At 66.5% G+C, this 18790-nt stretch carries 20 protein-coding genes; 10 read left to right on the forward strand and 10 right to left on the reverse strand.

Annotated elements, in window-relative coordinates:
- The first annotated feature begins 28 nt into the window (after nucleotides 1-28).
- Nucleotides 29-409 carry an H-NS histone family protein gene (locus tag ABE543_RS15700; protein WP_053516955.1) on the forward strand — a complete coding sequence of 127 codons (381 nt, stop codon included), beginning with the start codon at nucleotides 29-31 and terminating at the stop codon, nucleotides 407-409.
- Nucleotides 410-463: 54 nt separating this feature from the next.
- On the opposite strand, the gene ABE543_RS15705 is transcribed toward ABE543_RS15700, so the two are convergent.
- Nucleotides 464-1723, reverse strand: coding sequence for a threonine/serine exporter family protein (locus ABE543_RS15705; protein WP_053516956.1), 1260 nt, complete (start codon nucleotides 1721-1723; stop codon nucleotides 464-466).
- A gap of 92 nt (nucleotides 1724-1815) precedes the next feature.
- Between ABE543_RS15705 and ABE543_RS15710 the strand changes: the two genes are divergently transcribed.
- Genes ABE543_RS15710 through ABE543_RS15725 form a run of 4 tightly spaced genes read left to right on the forward strand, consistent with a single transcriptional unit; the run spans nucleotide 1816 to nucleotide 5334 of the window.
- Entirely contained in the window at nucleotides 1816-2937 is a 1122-nt protein-coding gene (locus ABE543_RS15710) for an ABC transporter permease (RefSeq protein ID WP_053516957.1), read from the forward strand.
- Between the two features lies 1 nt (nucleotide 2938).
- Nucleotides 2939-3766: an ABC transporter ATP-binding protein gene (locus ABE543_RS15715; protein ID WP_053516958.1), complete on the forward strand. Its 828-nt coding sequence runs from the start codon at nucleotides 2939-2941 to the stop codon at nucleotides 3764-3766.
- A gap of 3 nt (nucleotides 3767-3769) precedes the next feature.
- Nucleotides 3770-4696 (forward strand): MlaD family protein, encoded by a 927-nt coding sequence (locus ABE543_RS15720; RefSeq protein WP_053516959.1) that lies wholly within the window; start codon nucleotides 3770-3772, stop codon nucleotides 4694-4696.
- Nucleotides 4693-5334, forward strand: a complete 642-nt coding sequence (locus tag ABE543_RS15725; RefSeq protein ID WP_065182499.1) for an ABC-type transport auxiliary lipoprotein family protein — start codon at nucleotides 4693-4695, stop codon at nucleotides 5332-5334. Before ABE543_RS15720 ends, ABE543_RS15725 begins: the two co-directional genes overlap by 4 nt.
- Nucleotides 5335-5342: 8 nt before the next feature.
- Here ABE543_RS15725 and ABE543_RS15730 read toward each other — a convergent pair whose 3' ends face one another.
- The 7 genes from ABE543_RS15730 to rfbB all read right to left on the reverse strand — a co-directional run bounded on the left by ABE543_RS15730 (nucleotide 5343) and on the right by rfbB (nucleotide 10842).
- Nucleotides 5343-5930 carry an alpha-ketoglutarate-dependent dioxygenase AlkB gene (locus ABE543_RS15730; RefSeq protein ID WP_053516962.1) on the reverse strand — a complete coding sequence of 196 codons (588 nt, stop codon included), beginning with the start codon at nucleotides 5928-5930 and terminating at the stop codon, nucleotides 5343-5345.
- A gap of 48 nt (nucleotides 5931-5978) precedes the next feature.
- Complete coding sequence (locus ABE543_RS15735) at nucleotides 5979-6611, reverse strand: CoA transferase subunit B (RefSeq protein ID WP_065175345.1); 633 nt, start codon at nucleotides 6609-6611, stop codon at nucleotides 5979-5981.
- A gap of 1 nt (nucleotide 6612) precedes the next feature.
- The gene (locus ABE543_RS15740) at nucleotides 6613-7344 is read right to left on the reverse strand and encodes a CoA transferase subunit A (RefSeq protein WP_053516964.1); all 732 of its coding nucleotides are present in this window, start codon (nucleotides 7342-7344) and stop codon (nucleotides 6613-6615) included.
- 90 nt (nucleotides 7345-7434) lie between these two features.
- Complete coding sequence (gene rfbD / locus ABE543_RS15745; protein WP_346475875.1) at nucleotides 7435-8334, reverse strand: dTDP-4-dehydrorhamnose reductase; 900 nt, start codon at nucleotides 8332-8334, stop codon at nucleotides 7435-7437.
- A complete protein-coding gene (gene rfbC, locus ABE543_RS15750; protein ID WP_346475876.1) occupies nucleotides 8331-8888 on the reverse strand; it encodes a dTDP-4-dehydrorhamnose 3,5-epimerase in 558 nt (185 codons plus the stop codon). Before rfbC ends, rfbD begins: the two co-directional genes overlap by 4 nt.
- Nucleotides 8885-9772 (reverse strand): glucose-1-phosphate thymidylyltransferase RfbA, encoded by an 888-nt coding sequence (rfbA, locus tag ABE543_RS15755; protein WP_053516968.1) that lies wholly within the window; start codon nucleotides 9770-9772, stop codon nucleotides 8885-8887. The genes rfbC and rfbA overlap by 4 nt, the downstream gene beginning before the upstream one ends.
- 14 nt (nucleotides 9773-9786) lie before the next feature.
- Nucleotides 9787-10842 carry a dTDP-glucose 4,6-dehydratase gene (gene rfbB, locus ABE543_RS15760; RefSeq protein ID WP_164152896.1) on the reverse strand — a complete coding sequence of 352 codons (1056 nt, stop codon included), beginning with the start codon at nucleotides 10840-10842 and terminating at the stop codon, nucleotides 9787-9789.
- Nucleotides 10843-11101: 259 nt separating this feature from the next.
- On the opposite strand from rfbB, the gene ABE543_RS15765 reads away from it, so the two are divergent.
- The 5 genes from ABE543_RS15765 to ABE543_RS15785 all read left to right on the forward strand — a co-directional run bounded on the left by ABE543_RS15765 (nucleotide 11102) and on the right by ABE543_RS15785 (nucleotide 17149).
- Nucleotides 11102-11848 (forward strand): electron transfer flavoprotein subunit beta/FixA family protein, encoded by a 747-nt coding sequence (locus tag ABE543_RS15765; protein WP_053516970.1) that lies wholly within the window; start codon nucleotides 11102-11104, stop codon nucleotides 11846-11848.
- Nucleotides 11848-12789: an electron transfer flavoprotein subunit alpha/FixB family protein gene (locus ABE543_RS15770; RefSeq protein WP_065182502.1), complete on the forward strand. Its 942-nt coding sequence runs from the start codon at nucleotides 11848-11850 to the stop codon at nucleotides 12787-12789. The genes ABE543_RS15765 and ABE543_RS15770 overlap by 1 nt, the downstream gene beginning before the upstream one ends.
- A gap of 143 nt (nucleotides 12790-12932) precedes the next feature.
- Complete coding sequence (locus tag ABE543_RS15775) at nucleotides 12933-14291, forward strand: phosphomannomutase/phosphoglucomutase (RefSeq protein ID WP_053516973.1); 1359 nt, start codon at nucleotides 12933-12935, stop codon at nucleotides 14289-14291.
- Nucleotides 14292-14305: 14 nt separating this feature from the next.
- Entirely contained in the window at nucleotides 14306-15715 is a 1410-nt protein-coding gene (locus ABE543_RS15780; RefSeq protein WP_065175349.1) for a mannose-1-phosphate guanylyltransferase/mannose-6-phosphate isomerase, read from the forward strand.
- 3 nt (nucleotides 15716-15718) lie between these two features.
- The gene (locus ABE543_RS15785; RefSeq protein ID WP_262218483.1) at nucleotides 15719-17149 is read left to right on the forward strand and encodes a UbiA family prenyltransferase; all 1431 of its coding nucleotides are present in this window, start codon (nucleotides 15719-15721) and stop codon (nucleotides 17147-17149) included.
- Nucleotides 17150-17258: 109 nt separating this feature from the next.
- On the opposite strand, the gene ABE543_RS15790 is transcribed toward ABE543_RS15785, so the two are convergent.
- The gene (locus ABE543_RS15790; protein ID WP_111186688.1) at nucleotides 17259-18395 is read right to left on the reverse strand and encodes a glycosyltransferase family 4 protein; all 1137 of its coding nucleotides are present in this window, start codon (nucleotides 18393-18395) and stop codon (nucleotides 17259-17261) included.
- A gap of 2 nt (nucleotides 18396-18397) precedes the next feature.
- The gene (locus ABE543_RS15795; RefSeq protein WP_053516976.1) at nucleotides 18398-18745 is read right to left on the reverse strand and encodes an EamA family transporter; all 348 of its coding nucleotides are present in this window, start codon (nucleotides 18743-18745) and stop codon (nucleotides 18398-18400) included.
- Nucleotides 18746-18790: the final 45 nt, after the last annotated feature.

The following is an 18790-nucleotide window of genomic DNA, read 5'->3' on the forward strand; positions in this document are numbered from 1 at the left end:
CCCTTATTAGTTTCCGGAGTAACCGTAGATGAGCATCGACCTGACCGGCCTGTCGGCACGCGAGCTGGGCGCATTGATCCGCACCGCGAAAAAGCAGCAGACCATCGTCGCCAAGCGTCGCCCGATCGCCAAGGTGCGGGCCCAGCTGAGCAAGCTGGCCAAGACCGAGGGTTACACCATCGAGGAGTTGTTCGGTACCGCTACCACGGCTGCCAAGCCACGCGCCCGCAAGGCAGCGGCGCCGTCCAAGACCGCCGGCCGCAAGCTCGGCAAGGTCGCCCCGAAGTACCGCAACCCGGCCAACCCGAAGGAAACCTGGACCGGCCGTGGCAAGCAGCCGCGCTGGATGGCCGAGCTGACCGCCAAGGGCAGCAAGAAGCCGGAAGATTTCCTGATCAAGAAGGCCTGAGGCCGGATCGGAAAGAATGAAGAACGCCGGCGCAAGCCGGCGTTCTTCATTCCATCACAACGTCTTGCGCGCCGGCATCAAGAGGTTGCCGAACAGCAGGCCCGCCACCAGCGCCATCACCACGTTGAGCACGGTCAGGAACACGCTCTGGCCGGCACCGACATCCTGTTGCTGGACGAGCGTCAGCACGCCACGCAGGCTGGTGCTGCCAGGGACCATCATGATGATGCCCGGCAGGCGGATGATCGCACCCGGACGCCCGGCCAGCCGACCGAACAGGTTGCCGCCGGCGGTCAGCACCATCGCCGACAGGAAGATGCCTGCCGGTGCCCCCCAGGCGTGCCCGCCAAACTTGGAAATGGCATAGCCGGCCACGGACGCGGCAATCACCCAGGGATAATCGCGACGGCTGGCCTTGAACAGCATCGCGAAGGCGAAGGCCGCAGTCAGCAGCGACCCCCACTCCACCCACGGTCCCTGCGGTCGCGAGGCACGGATCACCGGGTCCAGGCCCAGCACATCGGCCAGGGTCACCGCGATCATCGCGCCGACGCTCAGTTTCATGATCGTGGTCAGCGCACCGGCAAACCGCGCGGTGCCTGACACCCAGTGCTGGCTGGCCAGTTCGTTGACCGCATTGGTCAGCGACATGCCGGGCAGCAGCACCACCAGCGAGGCGATGATCACCGTGTTGAGGTTGAGCGCGCCGACAAACGAAGCGACCAAGGTGGCAACCAGGCCGGCCAGCAGCGCGGCCAGCGCCTCGGCGGCCTCGCGGGTCGCCGGGCGACGGTCGGTGACCATGCCGAGCAGGCCGATCATCAGGCCGATGACACCGGCGGTGGCGATGTCCAGCCAGGGCAGCTTCCACATGCCGGCGACACCGGCCGCGCCGAGCGTGAACGAGAGGATGGTGCGGAGCTTGCCGCGACGGCCGGGATCCTTGTCCAGCTGACGCAGCGCGGTGTGCCCCTGCGCGATGCTCATCCGCCCGTTGGCCACTTCCTCGGCGATCCGGTCGGCGACACTGAGCTTGTGCAGGTCGTTCTCGCCCGGTGCCAGGCGGATCACGCGGGTGATGTCGCTGGAGCCGATCGCCTGGGCCGGGTCGCTGAAGCTGAGGATGATGCCGGTGGGGTTAGACCACGGTTCACAATCGAGATCGAGCTGTTTTGCCAGTGCAACCACGGCCGTTTCCAGACGCTGGGCCGTGGTGCCGTAGCTGTGGAGGCGGCCGGCGATCTCGGAAACGAAGGCCACGCGCTGCGCGTAGGTGGCCTGGGGCGTGGGGATCGTGTGAGCGTCTGCGGACATGCGCCGTAGTATTACCTAGGCCGGGCCCCGCCGGAGGAATTCATCCTGGTTCAACGCGAAGCACAATACAGAACGGTTATGCTGCGACCCGAATGGCCCACGTGACCCAGAACCTCGCCCCCCAGCTCGAACAGGACGCCCACGACCCCGGGCTGATCCGCCTGTCCGGCCACTGGACCTTGAAGACCGCGCTGGCCGCGGCCGAGGTGCTGCGCGCCGTTCCCGACAAACTGACCGGCATTGACGCCACGGGCATCGAGCAGCTCGATTCGGCCGGCGTACTGCAGCTGTTGCGCGTGGCCCATCGCGCCGACCTCGGCGAGGATGCGCTGCAGTTCCGGCCGGATCACCAGGCACTGGTGTGCACCATCGAGGAAGTGGCCGACGACCGGCCCAAGCCCAAGCGCGACTTCGGCGTGCTGGCCGCGCTGGAACGGCTGGGCGTCAGCATGCATGGCACCGGCCACAACATCGTGGCCCTGGCCAGCTTCCTCGGCGAGGCGATGGTCAAGACCGCTCGCCTGGTCAAGCAGCCGCGGCGCTTCCGCCTCACCGCCACCGTGCATCAGATGGAGCAGGTGGGCCTGGACGCCGTGCCGCTGGTGGCGCTGCTGTCCTACCTGGTCGGTGCGGTGATCGCGTTCCTGGGCTCGACCATCCTGCGCGACTTCGGCGCGGAGATCTACGTGGTCGAGCTGGTCAACATCGCCTTCCTGCGCGAGTTCGCCGTGCTGCTGACCGCGATCGTGCTGGCCGGCCGCACGGCAAGCGCGTTCACCGCGCAGATCGGCGCGATGAAGGCCCGCGAGGAGATCGATGCGATGCGCACGCTGGGCCTGGACCCGATCGACCTGCTGGTACTGCCGCGCCTGTTCGCGCTGCTGGTGACCCTGCCGCTGCTGACCTTCATCGCGATGATTGCCGGCCTGGCCGGCGGCATCACGGTCGGCGCGTTCGATCTGGACATTCCGCCGCAGATGTACATCGCGCGGATGCACGACACGATGGAGGTGCGGCACATGCTGGTCGGCCTGTCCAAGGCGCCCGTCTTCGCGGTGGTGATCGGCCTGATCGGCTGCCTGGAGGGCCTGAAGGTCACCGGCACCGCGCAGTCGGTCGGCGAGCGCACCACATCCAGCGTGGTGCAGACCATCTCGCTGGTGATCATCATCGACGCCTTTGCGGCGTTGTGGTTCATGCATATGGACTGGTGACATGAACACGACCTCCGGTTCCGGCACCTTCGAGATGCGTGATGACGATGGCCATGACCTGGCCATCCGCGTGCGCGGGCTGGTCAACCGCTTCGGCAGCCAGACCGTCCATGAGGACCTCGACCTGGACGTGCGGCGCGGCGAGATCCTCGGCGTCGTCGGCGGCTCGGGCACCGGCAAGTCCGTGCTGATGCGCTCGATCCTGGGCCTGCGCGTGCCGGATGAAGGACAGATCGAAGTGCTCGGCCGCGATGCGCGTGCCGACGATGCCGAAAGCCGGCTGCATATCGAGCGCAACACCGGCGTGCTGTTCCAGGATGGCGCGCTGTTCTCCTCGCTGACCGTCGGCGAGAACGTGCAGGTTCCGCTGAAGGAGCATCATCGCGACCTTCCCGAACGCTGGCACTACGAGCTGGCACTGCTGAAGGTGAAGCTGGCCGGCCTGCCCGCCGATGCGATCAACAAGCTGCCCTCGCAGCTGTCCGGCGGCATGCGCAAGCGTGCCGGCCTGGCCCGCGCGCTGGCACTGGACCCGCCGCTGCTGTTTCTGGACGAACCGACCGCCGGCCTGGACCCGATCGGCGCGGCGGCCTTCGACCGGCTGATCAAGACCCTGCAGGAAGCGCTGGGCCTGACCGTGTTCCTGATCACTCATGACCTGGACACGCTGTACGCCATCTGCGACCGCGTCGCCGTGCTGGCCGACCACAAGGTGATCGCCAACGCACCGCTTGCGGAAATCGAGAAACTGGATCATCCGTGGATCCAGGAATACTTCCACGGACCACGTGCGCGTGCCGCGCGTGGCGAACAGATCGAGAGTGCCTGAGCCATGGAAACCAAAGCCAACTACGTGCTGATCGGCGCGTTCACCCTGATCACCGGCCTGGCCCTGCTGGCCTTCGGCCTGTGGGCGGCCAAGTACTCATCCGACCGCACCTGGCAGGAATACCGCGTGGTGTTCCGCGAGGCGGTGACCGGCCTGTCGGTCGGCAGCCCGGTGCAGTACAACGGCATCGCGGTCGGCTCGATCATCGAGCTGAACCTGGTACCGGACGATCCGCGCCAGGTGGTGGCGCGCATCCGCCTGAACTCCACCACGCCGGTGAAGACCGATACCCGTGCCAAGCTGGCGATCACCAGCCTGACCGGTCCGTCGATCATCCAGCTCAGCGGCGGCACGCCGCAGTCGCCGGCACTGACCACGGTCAACAAGGACCCGGCGCCGATCATCCCGACCACGCCTTCGGCATTGCAGAACATCACCGATGTGGCCAACCGCATCGTCGAGCGCATGGACCAGATCCTCAGCGATCGCAACGTGGCGTCGATCAACGCGACCCTGGCCAACCTGGAAACCATCAGCGGCGGACTGGCCGACCGCGACCAGGGCACACAGGCGCTGCTGCTCAGCGCGCGCGATGCCGCACGCAGCCTGGACACCACGCTGAAGACCACCAACGGCACCATCGAGCGCCTCGACAGGAACCTGGTGCAGCAGCTGCCGGGCATCATCGACAAGCTCGACGCAACCCTGGTCAAGCTCGATTCGGCTGCCGGCAATGCCGATTCGATCCTTGGCGAGAACCGCGCCGCGATCAACAGCTTCGCCAATGACGGGCTCGGCCAGCTGGGCCCGACCCTGACCGAGCTGCGTGGCCTGATCCGCGACCTGCGCCGGGTCAGCGACCGCCTCGAGAACAACCCCGCGCGCTATCTGCTCGGCCGCGATGCCCCGAAGGAGTTCGAACCCAAATGAGCCCGATCCTCTTCCCGCGCCTGCTGCTGCCAGGCCTGGCCCTGGCGCTGCTGTCGGGCTGCTCGATCCTCGGCAGCGGCGACAAGAATCCCGTCACCCTGTACTCGCCTGCCGTGCAGGTGAAGGTCGATCCCAGCTGGCCCCAGGTCGCCTGGCAGCTGGTGCTGGCCAAACCCAGCGCGGCGCGCATGGTCGACAGCCCGCGCATCAACGTGCGTCCCACGCCGTCGGAGCTGGAGATCTACAGGGGTGCCAGCTGGGCCCAGCCGGCCACCGACATGATCGAGGACACGCTGCTGCGCGGTTTCGAGGACTCCGGCCGCATCAACGGCGTGGCCCGCACCGCCGCCGGTATCCGCGCCGATTACAAGCTGTCCACGGACATCCGTCGTTTCGAATCGGACTACCAGGGCCAGACCACGCCGACGGTGGTGATCGAACTCAATGCCAAGCTGATCCACGTGGCCGACCAGCGCGTGGTCGCTGATCGCACCTTCCGTCAGGCGCAGCCCGTTGGCAGTACCGATGTGCCGGCGGTTGCGGCGGCGTTCGAACGTGGCCTGCAGCAGATCGCGCAGGACGTGGTCGGCTGGACGCTGGTCAGTGGGCAGAACGACAGCGCCGCAGCACCGCGCTGATCCCTCGCTCAGCGCGGCGTGATCCAACGGAATGTCAGGTTGATCCGCTCGCCCTGAGCCCGCGCCATCTTCGGCAACGCGTGCTGATAGAAGCGCTGGGTGCTGCCGGCCATCAACAGCAGATCGCCATGGCCCAGCAGGAACTCCGCCTTGCGTGCCGGCTCGTCGCGTCGTCGCAGCAGGAAACGCCGCGCCGCACCCAGGCTCAGTGAAGCGATCACCGGCGCCGGTCCCAGTTCGGGTTCGTCGTCGCTGTGCCAGCCCATGTAATCGCCACCATCGCGGTATCGATTGAGCAGCACGCTGTTGAACCGGCCGATACCCTCTTCCTGCAATCGCACGCGCAGCGCCTGCAAAGCCGGCAGCCAGGGCCGCGGGACGAACTCGGCGCCGGAATACCGGTAGCGCGCCTGCGGATCGCCGATCCAACTGCTCAGCCGCGGCGAATCCACCCAGTGACCGAACATCCGGATGCGGTGCACATCCCAGGCCACCTGTTCGCCCAGTGTCCGCTGCAGCGCATCCGCCCGATCCGGCAGCAGCCAGCCCGGAACATGACGGACGTCGGCATCGGGCAGCTCGTGTGGAAACAGCATCGGGATCGCCAGGCAGTGTCGGGGCGGCACGAGGCCGCCCCGCCGGACTCAGGCACGCCGGAACGGCACGCCGGTCTTTTCCTTCAGTTCGTCCTCGTCAACCCCCGGCGCGGTCTCCACCAGCACCAGACCGGCATCGGTCACGTCGAACACAGCCAGATCGGTGATGATGCGGTCGACCACGCCCACGCCGGTCAACGGCAGCGTACATTCGGCCAGCACCTTGTGCTCGCCGTTCTTCGCGGTGTGCTCCATCAGCACCACCACGCGCTGCACGCCGGCCACCAGGTCCATCGCGCCGCCCATGCCCTTGACCATCTTGCCGGGCACCATCCAGTTCGCCAGATCGCCCTTGTCGGTCACCTGCATCGCGCCAAGAATGGCCAGGTTGATGTGGCCGCCACGGATCATGGCGAAACTGTCATGGCTGCCGAAGTAGCTGGCACCGGCGCGCGCGGTCACGGTCTGCTTGCCGGCGTTGATCAGGTCGGCATCGACCTCGGCTTCGGTCGGGAACGGGCCGATGCCAAGCAGGCCGTTCTCGGATTGCAGCCACACGTCCACGCCTTCGGGAATGTGGTTGGCGACCAGGGTCGGCAGGCCGATGCCCAGGTTCACATAGGCACCGTCGGTCAGTTCACGGGCGGCGCGGGCCGCCATCTCATCGCGGGTCCACGCCATGTCAGTTGCCCTCCGCACGCACGGTGCGCTGCTCGATTCGCTTTTCAGGATGCGCGTTGTGCACGATGCGATGCACATAGATCCCCGGCAGATGCACCTGGTCCGGATCGATCGCACCGACCGGCACCACCTCTTCCACTTCGGCGATGCACACCTTGCCGGCCATCGCGCAGGCAGGATTGAAATTGCGCGCGGTCTTGCGGAACACCAGGTTGCCGGCTTCGTCGGCCTTCCACGCCTTCACCAGGGCAACGTCGGCACGCAGCGCGGTTTCCAGCACATAGTGCCTGCCGTCGAATTCGCGGGTCTCCTTGCCTTCGGCCACCACCGTGCCGTAGCCGGTGGCAGTGAAGAAGGCAGGAATTCCGGCGCCGCCGGCACGCAGGCGCTCGGCCAGGGTGCCCTGTGGATTGAATTCCAGCTCCAGCTCACCGGCCAGGAACTGCCGCTCGAACTCCTTGTTCTCGCCCACGTACGACGAAATCATCCTGCTGATCTGGCGTGTTTCCAGCAGCTGGCCCAGGCCGAAGCCATCGACGCCGGCGTTGTTGGAGATCACGGTCAGGCCCTTGACTCCACTGTCGCGCAAGGCTGCGATCAGTGCCTCGGGTATGCCACACAGGCCGAAGCCGCCGACGGCCAGCGTCTGGCCATCGGCGACCACGCCCTCCAGCGCCTGGGCCGCGCTGGCATAGCGCTTGCTGCGCTTGCCGCCGGTATTGGACTTGTCCATCGCTTTGCTGTCCCACACGGTAAGGATGCCCGCATTCTAGCGGCACACCCGCATCCGGCTGGGATGCGCCGCAGCAATTGCGGCGTGCCCTCAGCCGCGCGCGATCGCGGCCATGACCTGCTTCAGGCCGTCCTGCCACGGCGGCAGCACGATGCCCAGCGCCTGCTGCAGGGCGCTGTTGTCCAGCACCGACCAGGCCGGCCGCCGCGCCGGGGTCGGATACTCGGCACCCGGAATCGCTTCAACCACCGGCACCCTGTGCAGGACACCGGTTGCCAGCGCTTCGGCGAAGATCGCTTCAGCGAAGCCGTGCCAGCTGGTCTGGCCACTGGCGGTGAGGTGCCAGGTACCGGAGAGCGCGGCAGGATGCTGCAGCGCGAGCGCGGTGACATCGGCGATCAGCGCAGCCGGCGTCGGCGTGCCGATCTGGTCGGCCACCACACGCAGATGGTCGCGCTCTGCGCCCAGGCGCAGCATCGTGCGCAGGAAGTTCGCGCCGTGCTCGGCATACACCCATGCGGTACGGAAGATCAGGTGGCGGCCACCGGCAGCGCGCACGGCGTCTTCGCCATCGCGCTTGCTGGTGCCATACACACCCAGCGGCGCGGTCGGCTCGTCCTCGCGATAGGGCGCGGAACCTTCGCCGTCGAACACGTAGTCGGTGGAGTAATGCACGAACGGCACGCCCTGCGCCTGGCACCAGCGCGCGATCACGCCCGGGGCCTGCGCATTGGCGGCGAAGGCGGCTTCGATGTCCTGCTCGGCGCGATCCACGGCGGTATAGGCCGCCGCATTGACCACCACCGATGGCTGCACGCGATCCAGCAGCGCCGGCAGGCTCCCGGGCTGGCCGAAGTCCGCCGTCTCGCAGGGGCTGCCGTCAGGGAGCCGGCCACTGCGGGTGGTGGCGACCACCGGCCCCAACGGCGCCAGCGCGCGCAGCAGCTCCTGGCCGACCTGGCCGTTGCCACCCAGCACGAGAACCGTCATGGCGCGAAGACCGGCAGACGTTCCTCGGCGATGTCCTTCAGGAACGGCGCATGTTCGTCCTTGGGCGAGAGCGTCGGCGCGCCCACCGGCCAGTCCACTGCGATGTCCGCGTCGTTCCAGCGCACTCCGGCATCGGCTTCCTTCACGTACACATCGGTACACAGGTAGTGGAACAGCGCGGCGTCGGACAGCACGGCAAATCCGTGCGCGAAGCCTTCCGGAATCCAGAACTGGCGCTTGTTCTGCGCGCTCAGCACCACCGCTTCCCATTGGCCGAAGGTGGGCGATCCGCGGCGGATATCGACGGCCACGTCGTACACCTCGCCTTCCAGCACGCTCACCAGCTTGCCCTGCGGTCGCGGCCACTGGTAATGCAGGCCGCGCAGCACGCCCTTGCTCGATGAGGAGACATTGCTCTGCACGAAGCGGTCGGGCAGGCCCAGCTGGCCGAATCGCGCCGCATTCCAGCCCTCGAAGAAGAAGCCGCGCTCGTCACCGAACACCGCCGGTTCAATCACCACACATCCCGGCAACCGGGTTTCAATCACTTTCACGGAACCACTCCACGCAATGCGAGTGTGTGCAGGTACTGGCCGTAGCCATTCTTGATCAACGGGGCGGCCAGCGCTTCCAGCTGCTCGGCATTGATCCAGCCCTGCCCGAACGCCACTTCTTCCGGACAGCAGACCTGCAGGCCCTGGCGCGTCTGGATGGTCTCGATGAAGTTGGACGCTTCCAGCAGCGACTGGTGAGTGCCGGTATCCAGCCATGCATAGCCACGCCCCAGCGCCTCCAGATGCAGGCTGCCCGCACCGAGATAGCGCTGGTTGAGATCGGTGATTTCCAGCTCGCCGCGCGGCGAAGGCCTCAGCTCGGCCGCATAATCGCTGGCGTTGCCATCATAGAAATACAGGCCGGTGACCGCGTAGTTGGAACGCGGGTTCTGCGGCTTTTCGACCAGGCCGACAACCCGGCCGTCCTTGTCGAATTCGGCCACGCCGTAACGCTCGGGATCGTTGACCCAGTAGCCGAACACGGTCGCGCCATCGGTGCGGGCATCGGCACGCCGGAGCACGTCGCGCAGGCCGTGGCCATGGAAGATGTTGTCGCCGAGCACCAGGCAGCTGGGTTTGCCGGCGACGAACTCGCGGCCGATCAGATACGCCTGCGCCAGCCCATCCGGACTGGGCTGCACGGCGTACTGGATGTCCATGCCCCACTGCGAGCCATCACCCAGCAGCTGCTGGAACAGGGCCTGCTCATGCGGGGTGTTGATGATCAGCACTTCCCGGATGCCGGCCAGCATCAGCACGCTGAGCGGGTAGTAGATCATCGGCTTGTCGTACACGGGCAACAGCTGCTTGCTGACGCCCTTGGTGATCGGATACAGCCGGGTGCCGGTTCCGCCGGCGAGGATGATGCCCTTGCGCTGGGTCATGACGTCTCCTGGGTTCAGGCCGTAGTGCCGATGCGCTGCAGGCGGTAGCTGCCGTCAAGCACGCCCTCGACCCAGTCCTGGTTCTCCAGGTACCAGTCAACAGTGAAGGCGATGCCCTGCTCGAACGTGTGCGCCGGCTGCCAGCCCAATTCGTTCTTCAGCTTGCTGGCATCGATCGCATAGCGACGGTCATGGCCGGGGCGATCGGCCACATGGGTGATCTGGCTGCTGCGCGGCTGCCCGTCAGCGCGCGGACGGCGCTGGTCCAGCAGAGCGCAGATCGCATGCACCACCTCGATGTTCTGCCGTTCCGAATTGCCGCCCACATTGTAGGTCTCGCCCACCCGGCCCTTGGCCAGCACGGTGCGGATCGCCTCGCAGTGATCTGACACGAACAGCCAGTCACGCACCTGCCTGCCGTCGCCGTAGACCGGCAGCGGTTCGCCGGCCAGCGCCTTGGCGATCACCAGCGGGATGAGCTTTTCCGGGAAGTGGTAGGGGCCGTAGTTGTTGGAGCAGTTGGTGGTCAGCACCGGCAGCCCGTAGGTGTGGTGGAACGCACGCACCAGGTGATCGGACGCGGCCTTGGACGCCGAGTACGGCGAGTTCGGCGCGTACGGGGTGGTCTCGCTGAACGCGCCGGTCTCGCCCAGCGTGCCGTACACCTCGTCGGTGGACACATGCAGGAAGCGGAACGCTGCGCCGCGCTCGGCCGGCAACGCCTTCCAGTAGTCGCGCACCGCTTCGAGCAGGCACAGGGTCCCCACCACATTGGTCTGGATGAAGGCCCCGGGGCCATCGATGGAGCGGTCGACGTGGCTCTCGGCTGCGAAGTTCAGCACCGCATCGGGCTGATGCTCGGCGAGCAGGCGGGCGACCCGCTCGCGGTCGCCGATGTCCCCGTGCACGAACACGTGGTCCGGATTACCTTCCAGGCTGGACAGCGTCTGCAGGTTGCCGGCGTAGGTCAGTGCATCGAGGTTGACGACCTTGACGCCACGGGCCACGGCCTCGAGGACGAAATTGCCGCCAATGAACCCGGCGCCGCCGGTGACAATCCAAGTTGGCACTACCCGTTACTCCTGTTCGATCAAGGCTCCCGCGCCGCCTGGCAGTCGGGTGCAGCGCAGCAGGATACATCGGGCCCACCTTTACCACTGCCTCTGACGGGTGAACAGAGCCCCTTCCCTGAGGGAGCATTAGTGCGCCGCAGCACAACCATACGCATTCGCATGGTTGCCCCAAGCCAGCTAGAATCGGGATCCCACCCCCGAACCGGTTGCTGTCAGGACCGGACGTTCTCCCTGTTACTGAAGGACCCCGTACCAGATGAAAATCCTCGTCGCATACAAGCGCGTGGTGGACTACAACGTCCGCATTCAGGTCAAGCCGGACGGTTCCGGCGTGGTCACCGACGGCGTCAAGCTGTCTCCCAATCCTTTCGATGAAATCGCCCTGGAAGAAGCCCTGCGCCTGCGCGACAAGGGCATCGCCACGGAGGTGGTGGTGGCCACCATCGCCCCGGCCGACGCCCAGGCGCATCTGCGCAACGGCCTGGCCATGGGCGCCAACCGTGCCGTGCACGTGGTCACCGACCAGGCCATCCAGCCGCTGACCGCCGCGCGCACCCTGCTCAAGCTGGTCGAGAAGGAGCAGCCGGACCTGGTGATCCTCGGCAAGCAGGCCATCGACGATGATGCCAACCAGACCGGGCAGATGCTGGCCACGCTCTGGGGCCGCCCGCAGGCGACCTTCGCCAGCAAGCTGGACATCGCCGATGGCAAGGCCACGGTGACCCGTGAGGTCGACGCCGGCCTGGAAACACTGGAAGTGGATCTGCCGGCGGTCGTCACCACCGACCTGCGCCTGAACGAGCCGCGCTTCATCAAGCTGCCGGACATCATGAAGGCCAAGGCCAAGCCGCTGGAAACCCTGCAGCTGGCCGACCTCGGCGTTGAAGCCGCCGACACCTTCAAGACCACCCGGTACGCTGCGCCGTCCAAGCGCAGCAAGGGTGTAATGGTCAAGGACGCGGCCGAACTGGTGGCCGCACTCAAGCAGAAGGGGTTGCTGTAATGAGCAAGATTCTCGTCATCGCCGAGCACCACGACGGCAAGCTCAACGCCGCCACCGCCAAGACCGTCAGCGCCGCCGCTGCCATCAGCGGTGCCAGCATCGACGTGCTGGTGCTGGCCGCCGATCCGACGGCCGTCGCCGCCGAGGCCGCCAGGATCGCCGGCGTCGCCAAGGTCCTGACCGTGGCCAACGCCGCCAACGCACAGGCCCTGGCCCAGGTGCTGGCGCCGCAGATCGCACAGCTGGCCAAGGGCTACAGCCACGTGTTCGGCCCGTCCACCACCTTCGGCAAGGACCTGATGCCGTGCGTGGCCGCCCTGCTGGGTGTCAACCAGGTCTCCGACCTGATGGCCGTGGAAGGCAGCCACACCTTCAAGCGCCCGATCTACGCCGGCAACGCCATCATCACTGTGGAAGCCCCGGCCGACCAGGTCGTGGTCGCCACCGTGCGTGCCGCGTCGTGGCCGGAAGCCGCGCAGGGCGGCAGCGCTGCCATCGAAGCGGCCAGCGTGGATGCGGCACTGCCGACCCACACCCGTTTCGTCGGTCTGGCCGCCGGTGCCAGCGACCGTCCGGACCTGCAGAGCGCCAAGCGCGTGGTCTCCGGTGGCCGTGGTGTCGGCTCGGAAGAGAACTTCAAGGTCGTCTTCCAGCTGGCCGACAAGCTCGGTGCCGCCGTCGGCGCCTCGCGCGCCGCCGTCGATGCCGGCTACGTGCCCAGCGACCTGCAGGTCGGCCAGACCGGCAAGATCATCGCGCCGGAGCTGTACGTGGCCGTCGGCATCAGCGGTGCGATCCAGCACCTGACCGGCATCAAGGATGCCGGCACAATCGTGGCGATCAACAAGGACGGCGATGCGCCGATCTTCGAGATTGCCGATATCGGCCTGGTCGGGGATCTGTTCACGATCCTGCCCGAACTCGAGGCCGCGCTGGGCTGAGCGCCCGCCCGGGGTGCCGCGTAATCAACAGGTTACGCGGCATTCCCTTCCTTCTGGGGCCCGCAGGGACGCTGGCCTGGCTCACCCGTCCTTGCAGTGCCTGTCGCTATAATCCGGGGTCAACCCGTGTAAGGACTGCATTGATGACGCTCCCGTGTTTCAAGGCCTATGACATCCGTGGCCGCGTTCCGGATGAACTGGATGAACGCCTTGCCCGCCGCATCGGCGCCGGCACTGCCGCGTTGCTGGGCCCGGGACCGGTGGTGGTGGGACACGATATCCGCCTGAGCAGCCCTGCCCTCCTGCAGGCCGCCATCGAAGGCCTGACCGCCAGCGGCCGCGATGTCATCGACATCGGCATGTGCGGTACCGAGGAGGTCTATTTCCAGACCTTCCACCGCAAGGCCGCCGGCGGCATCATGGTCACCGCCAGCCACAACCCGATGGACTACAACGGGATGAAGCTGGTGCGCGAGGAGTCCAAGCCGATCAGCGGCGATACCGGCCTGTTCGACATCCGCGACTTCGCCGCCTCGGAGGCGCCGCTGGGAACCGGCCAGGGCGAGGTCCGCCAGGACACCGACAAGTCCGCCTACATCCAGCACCTGCTCGGCTACGTCGACGTGGCCGGCCTGAAGCCGCTGAAGATCGTCACCAACCCCGGCAACGGTGGCGCTGGCCTGGTGATCGACGAACTGGCGCCGCACCTGCCGTTCGAGTTCATCCGCATCCAGCACGAGGCCGATGGCAGTTTCCCGAATGGCATCCCCAATCCGCTGCTGCCGGAGAACCGTGCGGCAACGCGCGATGCCGTGCGCGCGCACGGTGCCGATTTCGGCATCGCCTGGGACGGCGATTTCGATCGCTGCTTCTTCTTCGACGCCGACGGCAACTTCATCGAGGGCTACTACCTGGTCGGGCTGCTGGCGACGGCACTGCTGGCCCGCCAGGCGGGCGGCAAGATCATCCACGACCCGCGCCTGACCTGGAACACCGTGGAAATGGTCGAGCAGGCCGGCGGCGTGCCGATCATGAGCAAGACCGGGCATGCGTTCATCAAGGAGCGCATGCGTGCCGAAGATGCCATCTACGGCGGCGAGATGAGCGCCCACCATTACTTCCGCGAGTTCGCCTACTGCGACTCGGGCATGATCCCGTGGCTGCTGATCGCGCAGCTGGTTTCCACGACCGGCAAGTCACTGGGCGAGCTGGTGGCCGATCGCATGAAGGCCTATCCGTGCAGCGGCGAGATCAACTTCCGTGTCGATGATGCCAAGGCGACCGTGGCGCGCGTGCTGGCGCATTTCCAGCAACAGCAGCCGGTACTGGACCATACCGATGGCGTCAGTGCGGATTTCGCCGACTGGCGCTTCAACCTGCGCAGCTCCAACACCGAGCCGCTGCTGCGCCTGAACATCGAAACCCGTGGCGATGACGCCCTGCTGCGCGAACGCATCGCCGAGCTGACCGCCCTGATCGGCGGCACGCCGGCAAACCATTAACCGAAGGACGCACCATGAATCCCATCGTTCCCGTCATTCTTTCCGGCGGCTCTGGCACGCGTCTGTGGCCGCTGTCGCGCGAAGCGTATCCGAAGCAGTTCCTGCCGCTGGTCGGCAACGACACGATGCTGCAGGCGACCTGGAAGCGCGTTGCGTCGATTGCCGGCGCGGCACCGATCGTGGTCGCCAACCAGGAACACCGTTTCATGGCGGCCGAGCAGCTGCGCGAATGCAAGGTGCTGCCGCAGGCGCTGATCCTCGAGCCGGTCGGCCGCAACACCGCGCCGGCGATCGCCATCGCCGCGCTGCAGGCACTGTCGGCCGGCGATGACGCGCTGCTGCTGGTGCTGCCGTCGGACCACGTGGTCCGCAACGAGGCGGCGTTCCATGCCGCGGTCAAGCAGGCCGCCGTCGCGGCCGAATCCGGCAAGCTGGTCACCTTCGGCATCGTGCCGACGGCGCCGGAGACCGGCTACGGCTACATCAAGGCCGCCACGGGTGAAGGCGTGCGTGCCGTCGACCGCTTCGTCGAGAAGCCCGACCTGGCTACCGCCGAACAGTACGTGGCATCCGGCGAGTACTTCTGGAACAGCGGCATGTTCCTGTTCAAGGCCTCGCGCTACCTGAAGGAACTGGAGACGCTGCAGCCGGCGATCCTCGCCGCCTGCCGCAATGCGCTCGACAAGGCCGCACGCGACAACGACTTCATCCGCCTCGACGCCGAGGCCTTCGCTGCCAGCCCGAACGACTCGATCGACTACGCGGTGATGGAAAAGACCGCCGATGCCGCCGTGGTACCGCTCGACGCGGAATGGAATGACGTCGGCTCGTGGTCGGCATTGTGGGAAGTGTCCGACAAGGATGCCGACGGCAACGCCTGCCATGGCGATGTCATCGCCCTGGACTGCAAGGACAGCTATGCCTATGGCAACCGCCTGATCGCGATGGTCGGCCTGCAGGACGTGGTGGTCGTGGAGACCGACGACGCCGTGTTCGTCGGCCACAAGGACCGCGTGCAGGACGTCAAGGAGATTGTCGGCCGGATCAAGCGCGAGGGCCGCAGTGAAGCTGCCGCGCACCGCAAGGTGTATCGTCCGTGGGGCGCCTACGATTCCATCGACAACGGCGACCGCTTCCAGGTCAAGCGCATCACCGTCAAGCCGGGCGCGACCCTGAGCCTGCAGATGCATCACCACCGCGCCGAGCACTGGATCGTGGTCAGCGGCACGGCCGAGGTGACCCGGGGCGACGAGGTCATCCTGCTGTCGGAAAACCAGAGCACGTACATCCCGCTGGGTGTCACCCATCGCCTGAAGAACCCGGGCAAGCTGCCGCTGGAGTTGATCGAAGTGCAGTCGGGCAGCTACCTGGGCGAGGACGATATCGTTCGTTTCGAAGACCAGTACGGCCGCGCGGGAGGCTGATCGGTGAGTGCTTCGGGTGCCGGCCGTTCGAGGCCGTTGTGTGTTGATCTGGACGGCACCCTGCTGCGCAGTGACCTGTTGTACGAGACCTTCCTGAGGATGCTGGCACGGCAGCCCTGGATGCTGTTCGTGCTGCCGTTCTGGCTGCTGCGTGGCAAGGCGCACCTGAAGCACCAGCTGGCGGTGCACGGTGCCGGCGATCCGGCACTGCTGCCGTACGACCCGCGCGTGGTCGAACTGCTGCGGACCAGCAGTGATCGCAGGCGGGTCCTGTGCACGGCATCGGACGCGGCACTGGTGGAGCCGATCGCGCGCCATCTGGGCGTGTTCGACGACGTGTTCTGCAGCGATGGACACACCAATCTTGCCGGCCATCGCAAGGCCGATCTGCTGGTGAAGGCGTTCGGCGAGCGCGGTTTCGACTACATGGGCAACGCGCGGGTCGATCTGGCCATCTGGAAGCACGCGCATTCGGCCTGGGTGGTCAACGCCGGTGCCGGCGTCGCCCGCGCTGCGGCGCACTGTTCGGAGCTTGCCGCACACTGGCCCCGCGAAGGCGGCGGCCCACGCGCCTGGCTCAAGGCGATGCGTGTCCACCAGTGGCTGAAGAACGTGCTGGTATTCGTGCCATTGCTGGCGAGTCATCGTTTCCTGGAGCTGGAGACCACGCTCAACGCGGTGCTGGCGTTCATCGCCTTCGGGCTGTGCGCATCCGGCGTGTATCTGTTCAATGATCTGCTGGACCTCGACTCGGACCGGCAGCATCCGCGCAAGCGCAAGCGCCCGTTCGCCTGTGGCCGGCTGGATCTGCGTTCGGGGCTGCTGGCCACGCCGGTACTGACCCTGGCCGGCTTCCTGCTGGCGGCCATTGTCGCCCCTGCATTCCTGCTGGTACTGGCCATCTATTTCTGCCTCACCCTGGCCTATTCCCTGCGGATGAAGCAGGTGGTGATGATCGATGTGGTGATGCTGGCCGCGCTCTACACCATCCGCATCGTCGGCGGTGCCGCGGCAATCGACGTCACGCTTTCGTTCTGGCTGCTGACCTTCTCGATGTTCATCTTCCTCAGCCTGGCCATGCTCAAGCGCTACACCGAACTGCGCATGACGCTGGCCAGCGGCAAGGAGAAGCCCAGCGGGCGTGGCTACCACGTCGAGGACCTGGGACTGGTACAGGCCCTGGGTACCGCGTCGGGCATGGCGTCGGTACTGGTGCTGTGCCTGTACATCAACGCGCCGGAAAGCCAGGAGCTCTACGGGCATCCGCTGTTCCTGTGGCTGCTGTGCCCGGTCCTGCTCTACTGGATCTGCCGCACCTGGCTGCTGGCCCACCGTGGACAGATGCACGACGACCCGGTCGTGTTCGCAGTGAAGGATCCCGGCAGCCTGATCACGGTGCTGGTGGGTGGCCTGTCGGTACTGGCGGCGATCTGAATCAGGCACATCACGGCTGCGCCACCGGCGCGCAGCCCGTCATTCGAGCGCGGGGAATGACGGTGCCAGCGCTGCCCGCAGGCAGCGCTGGCAACCCGGCCAGGTGGGATCAGGCCGGACGCTCGGGCCCGGTACGATCCAGCAGCATGGCTTCCTGCAGGTCGTAGAAGCGCCGCAGCGGATAGGCCTGCAGTGCCTGTGCGCGTACCTCGGCACGGCTTGCCGCATCGCGGCTGGCCATCAGGCGCAGCATCGCTGCCGCCAGTGCCGGTGCATCACCGACCGGCACCACTTCGCCATTGCCGGTGTTCTGCACGATGGTGCGCACGCCCGGCAGGTTCGACGCGATCACCCGTGAACCACTGAGCATCGCCTCCAGCTGCACCATGCCGAACGCTTCATAGCGGTTGACGCTGGGCAGTACCAGCACATCGAGCTGCGCATAGAACGCCTGCAGTTCCTGTTCGCTGACGCGACCGCGCACGTCGACCGCATCCCCCAGCGCGGCGATGCTGCCGTGGATGGCATCCATGATGCCGCCGCCGGCGATGTTGTGGGTATCCCCGACCAGCACCAGGCGGACACGGTCGCCATGCAGGGCATGGACCTGGCTGAAGGCCTCCAGCAGGACGGGCAGGCCTTTCTCGGCGACGAAGCGGCCCACGAAACCAAAGCGGAACACCCCGTCGGTACTCGCCGGGCGATCCTGCCAGGGCATCGCCTTCATCGGCGCCAGCACTTCATGCTGCTTGTGACGGATACCGGACAACCAGGCCGATGAGCTCGCGTAATCGTGGGTGAGCACCCCGACATCACGGGCGCGCCGCGTGGCCAGCCAGCAGGACACACGGGTCACGTTCACCGCCAGCCGGTCCAGCAGTCCACCCACCACGGCCATGTCGCACTGGTAGTTCACCACCAGCTTGCGGGCAGGAACCAGCAATGACAGCAGGCCCGACTCCAGCATCGGCATATGCAGGTTGACCACATCATGCTGCCGCGCCAGTCGGCGGAACCAGGTGATGAACTTCCAGCTCAGGACGCCTTTGTGCATGCGGGCGAACACCGGTGCGCGCACCACGCGCACGCCGTTGATGGTCTCTTCCACCGGCAGGGATGCATCGTGCTGGGTGGTGAGCACGGTGACCTCGTGGCGATGGGACAGGTCCTCGGCAAGCATCCGCGCGAATTCAGTCACCCCGCTCATGTAGGGCGTGTAGTAGGTCAGGACGATCAGGATCTTCATGCTCAGCTCGCGCTCACCAGTACCACGCCCAGCACGATCAGGCCGATTCCGGCCATGCGCAGTGGGCCGATGTGCTCGCCCAGGAACAGCACGGCAAGCACCGGTGTCACCACGTAGGTCAGGGCGATCATCGGCTGCAGCTTGGTCAGTGGCATGTACTTGAGCAGCACCACCCACGACACCAGCGGGATCATCTGCAGGATGAAGCCGGTCACCAGTGGCAGGTTGAACGCAGACGACAGCATCGGCAGGAGGCCGTCGGAATAGGTGACACGCCCTGCCCCGACCTTCAGCAGGACGGTTCCACAGGCGCCCAGGATGACCAGGCCGAAGACGATCAGGAGTTGCATGGGAGACCTCTTGCGCCATGGCCGTGGCCCGACGCAGTTCGATGG

This window comes from Stenotrophomonas sp. TWI169 (genome assembly GCF_039674705.1).
In the GTDB taxonomy this organism is placed as follows: Bacteria; Pseudomonadota; Gammaproteobacteria; order Xanthomonadales; family Xanthomonadaceae; genus Stenotrophomonas; species Stenotrophomonas maltophilia_P.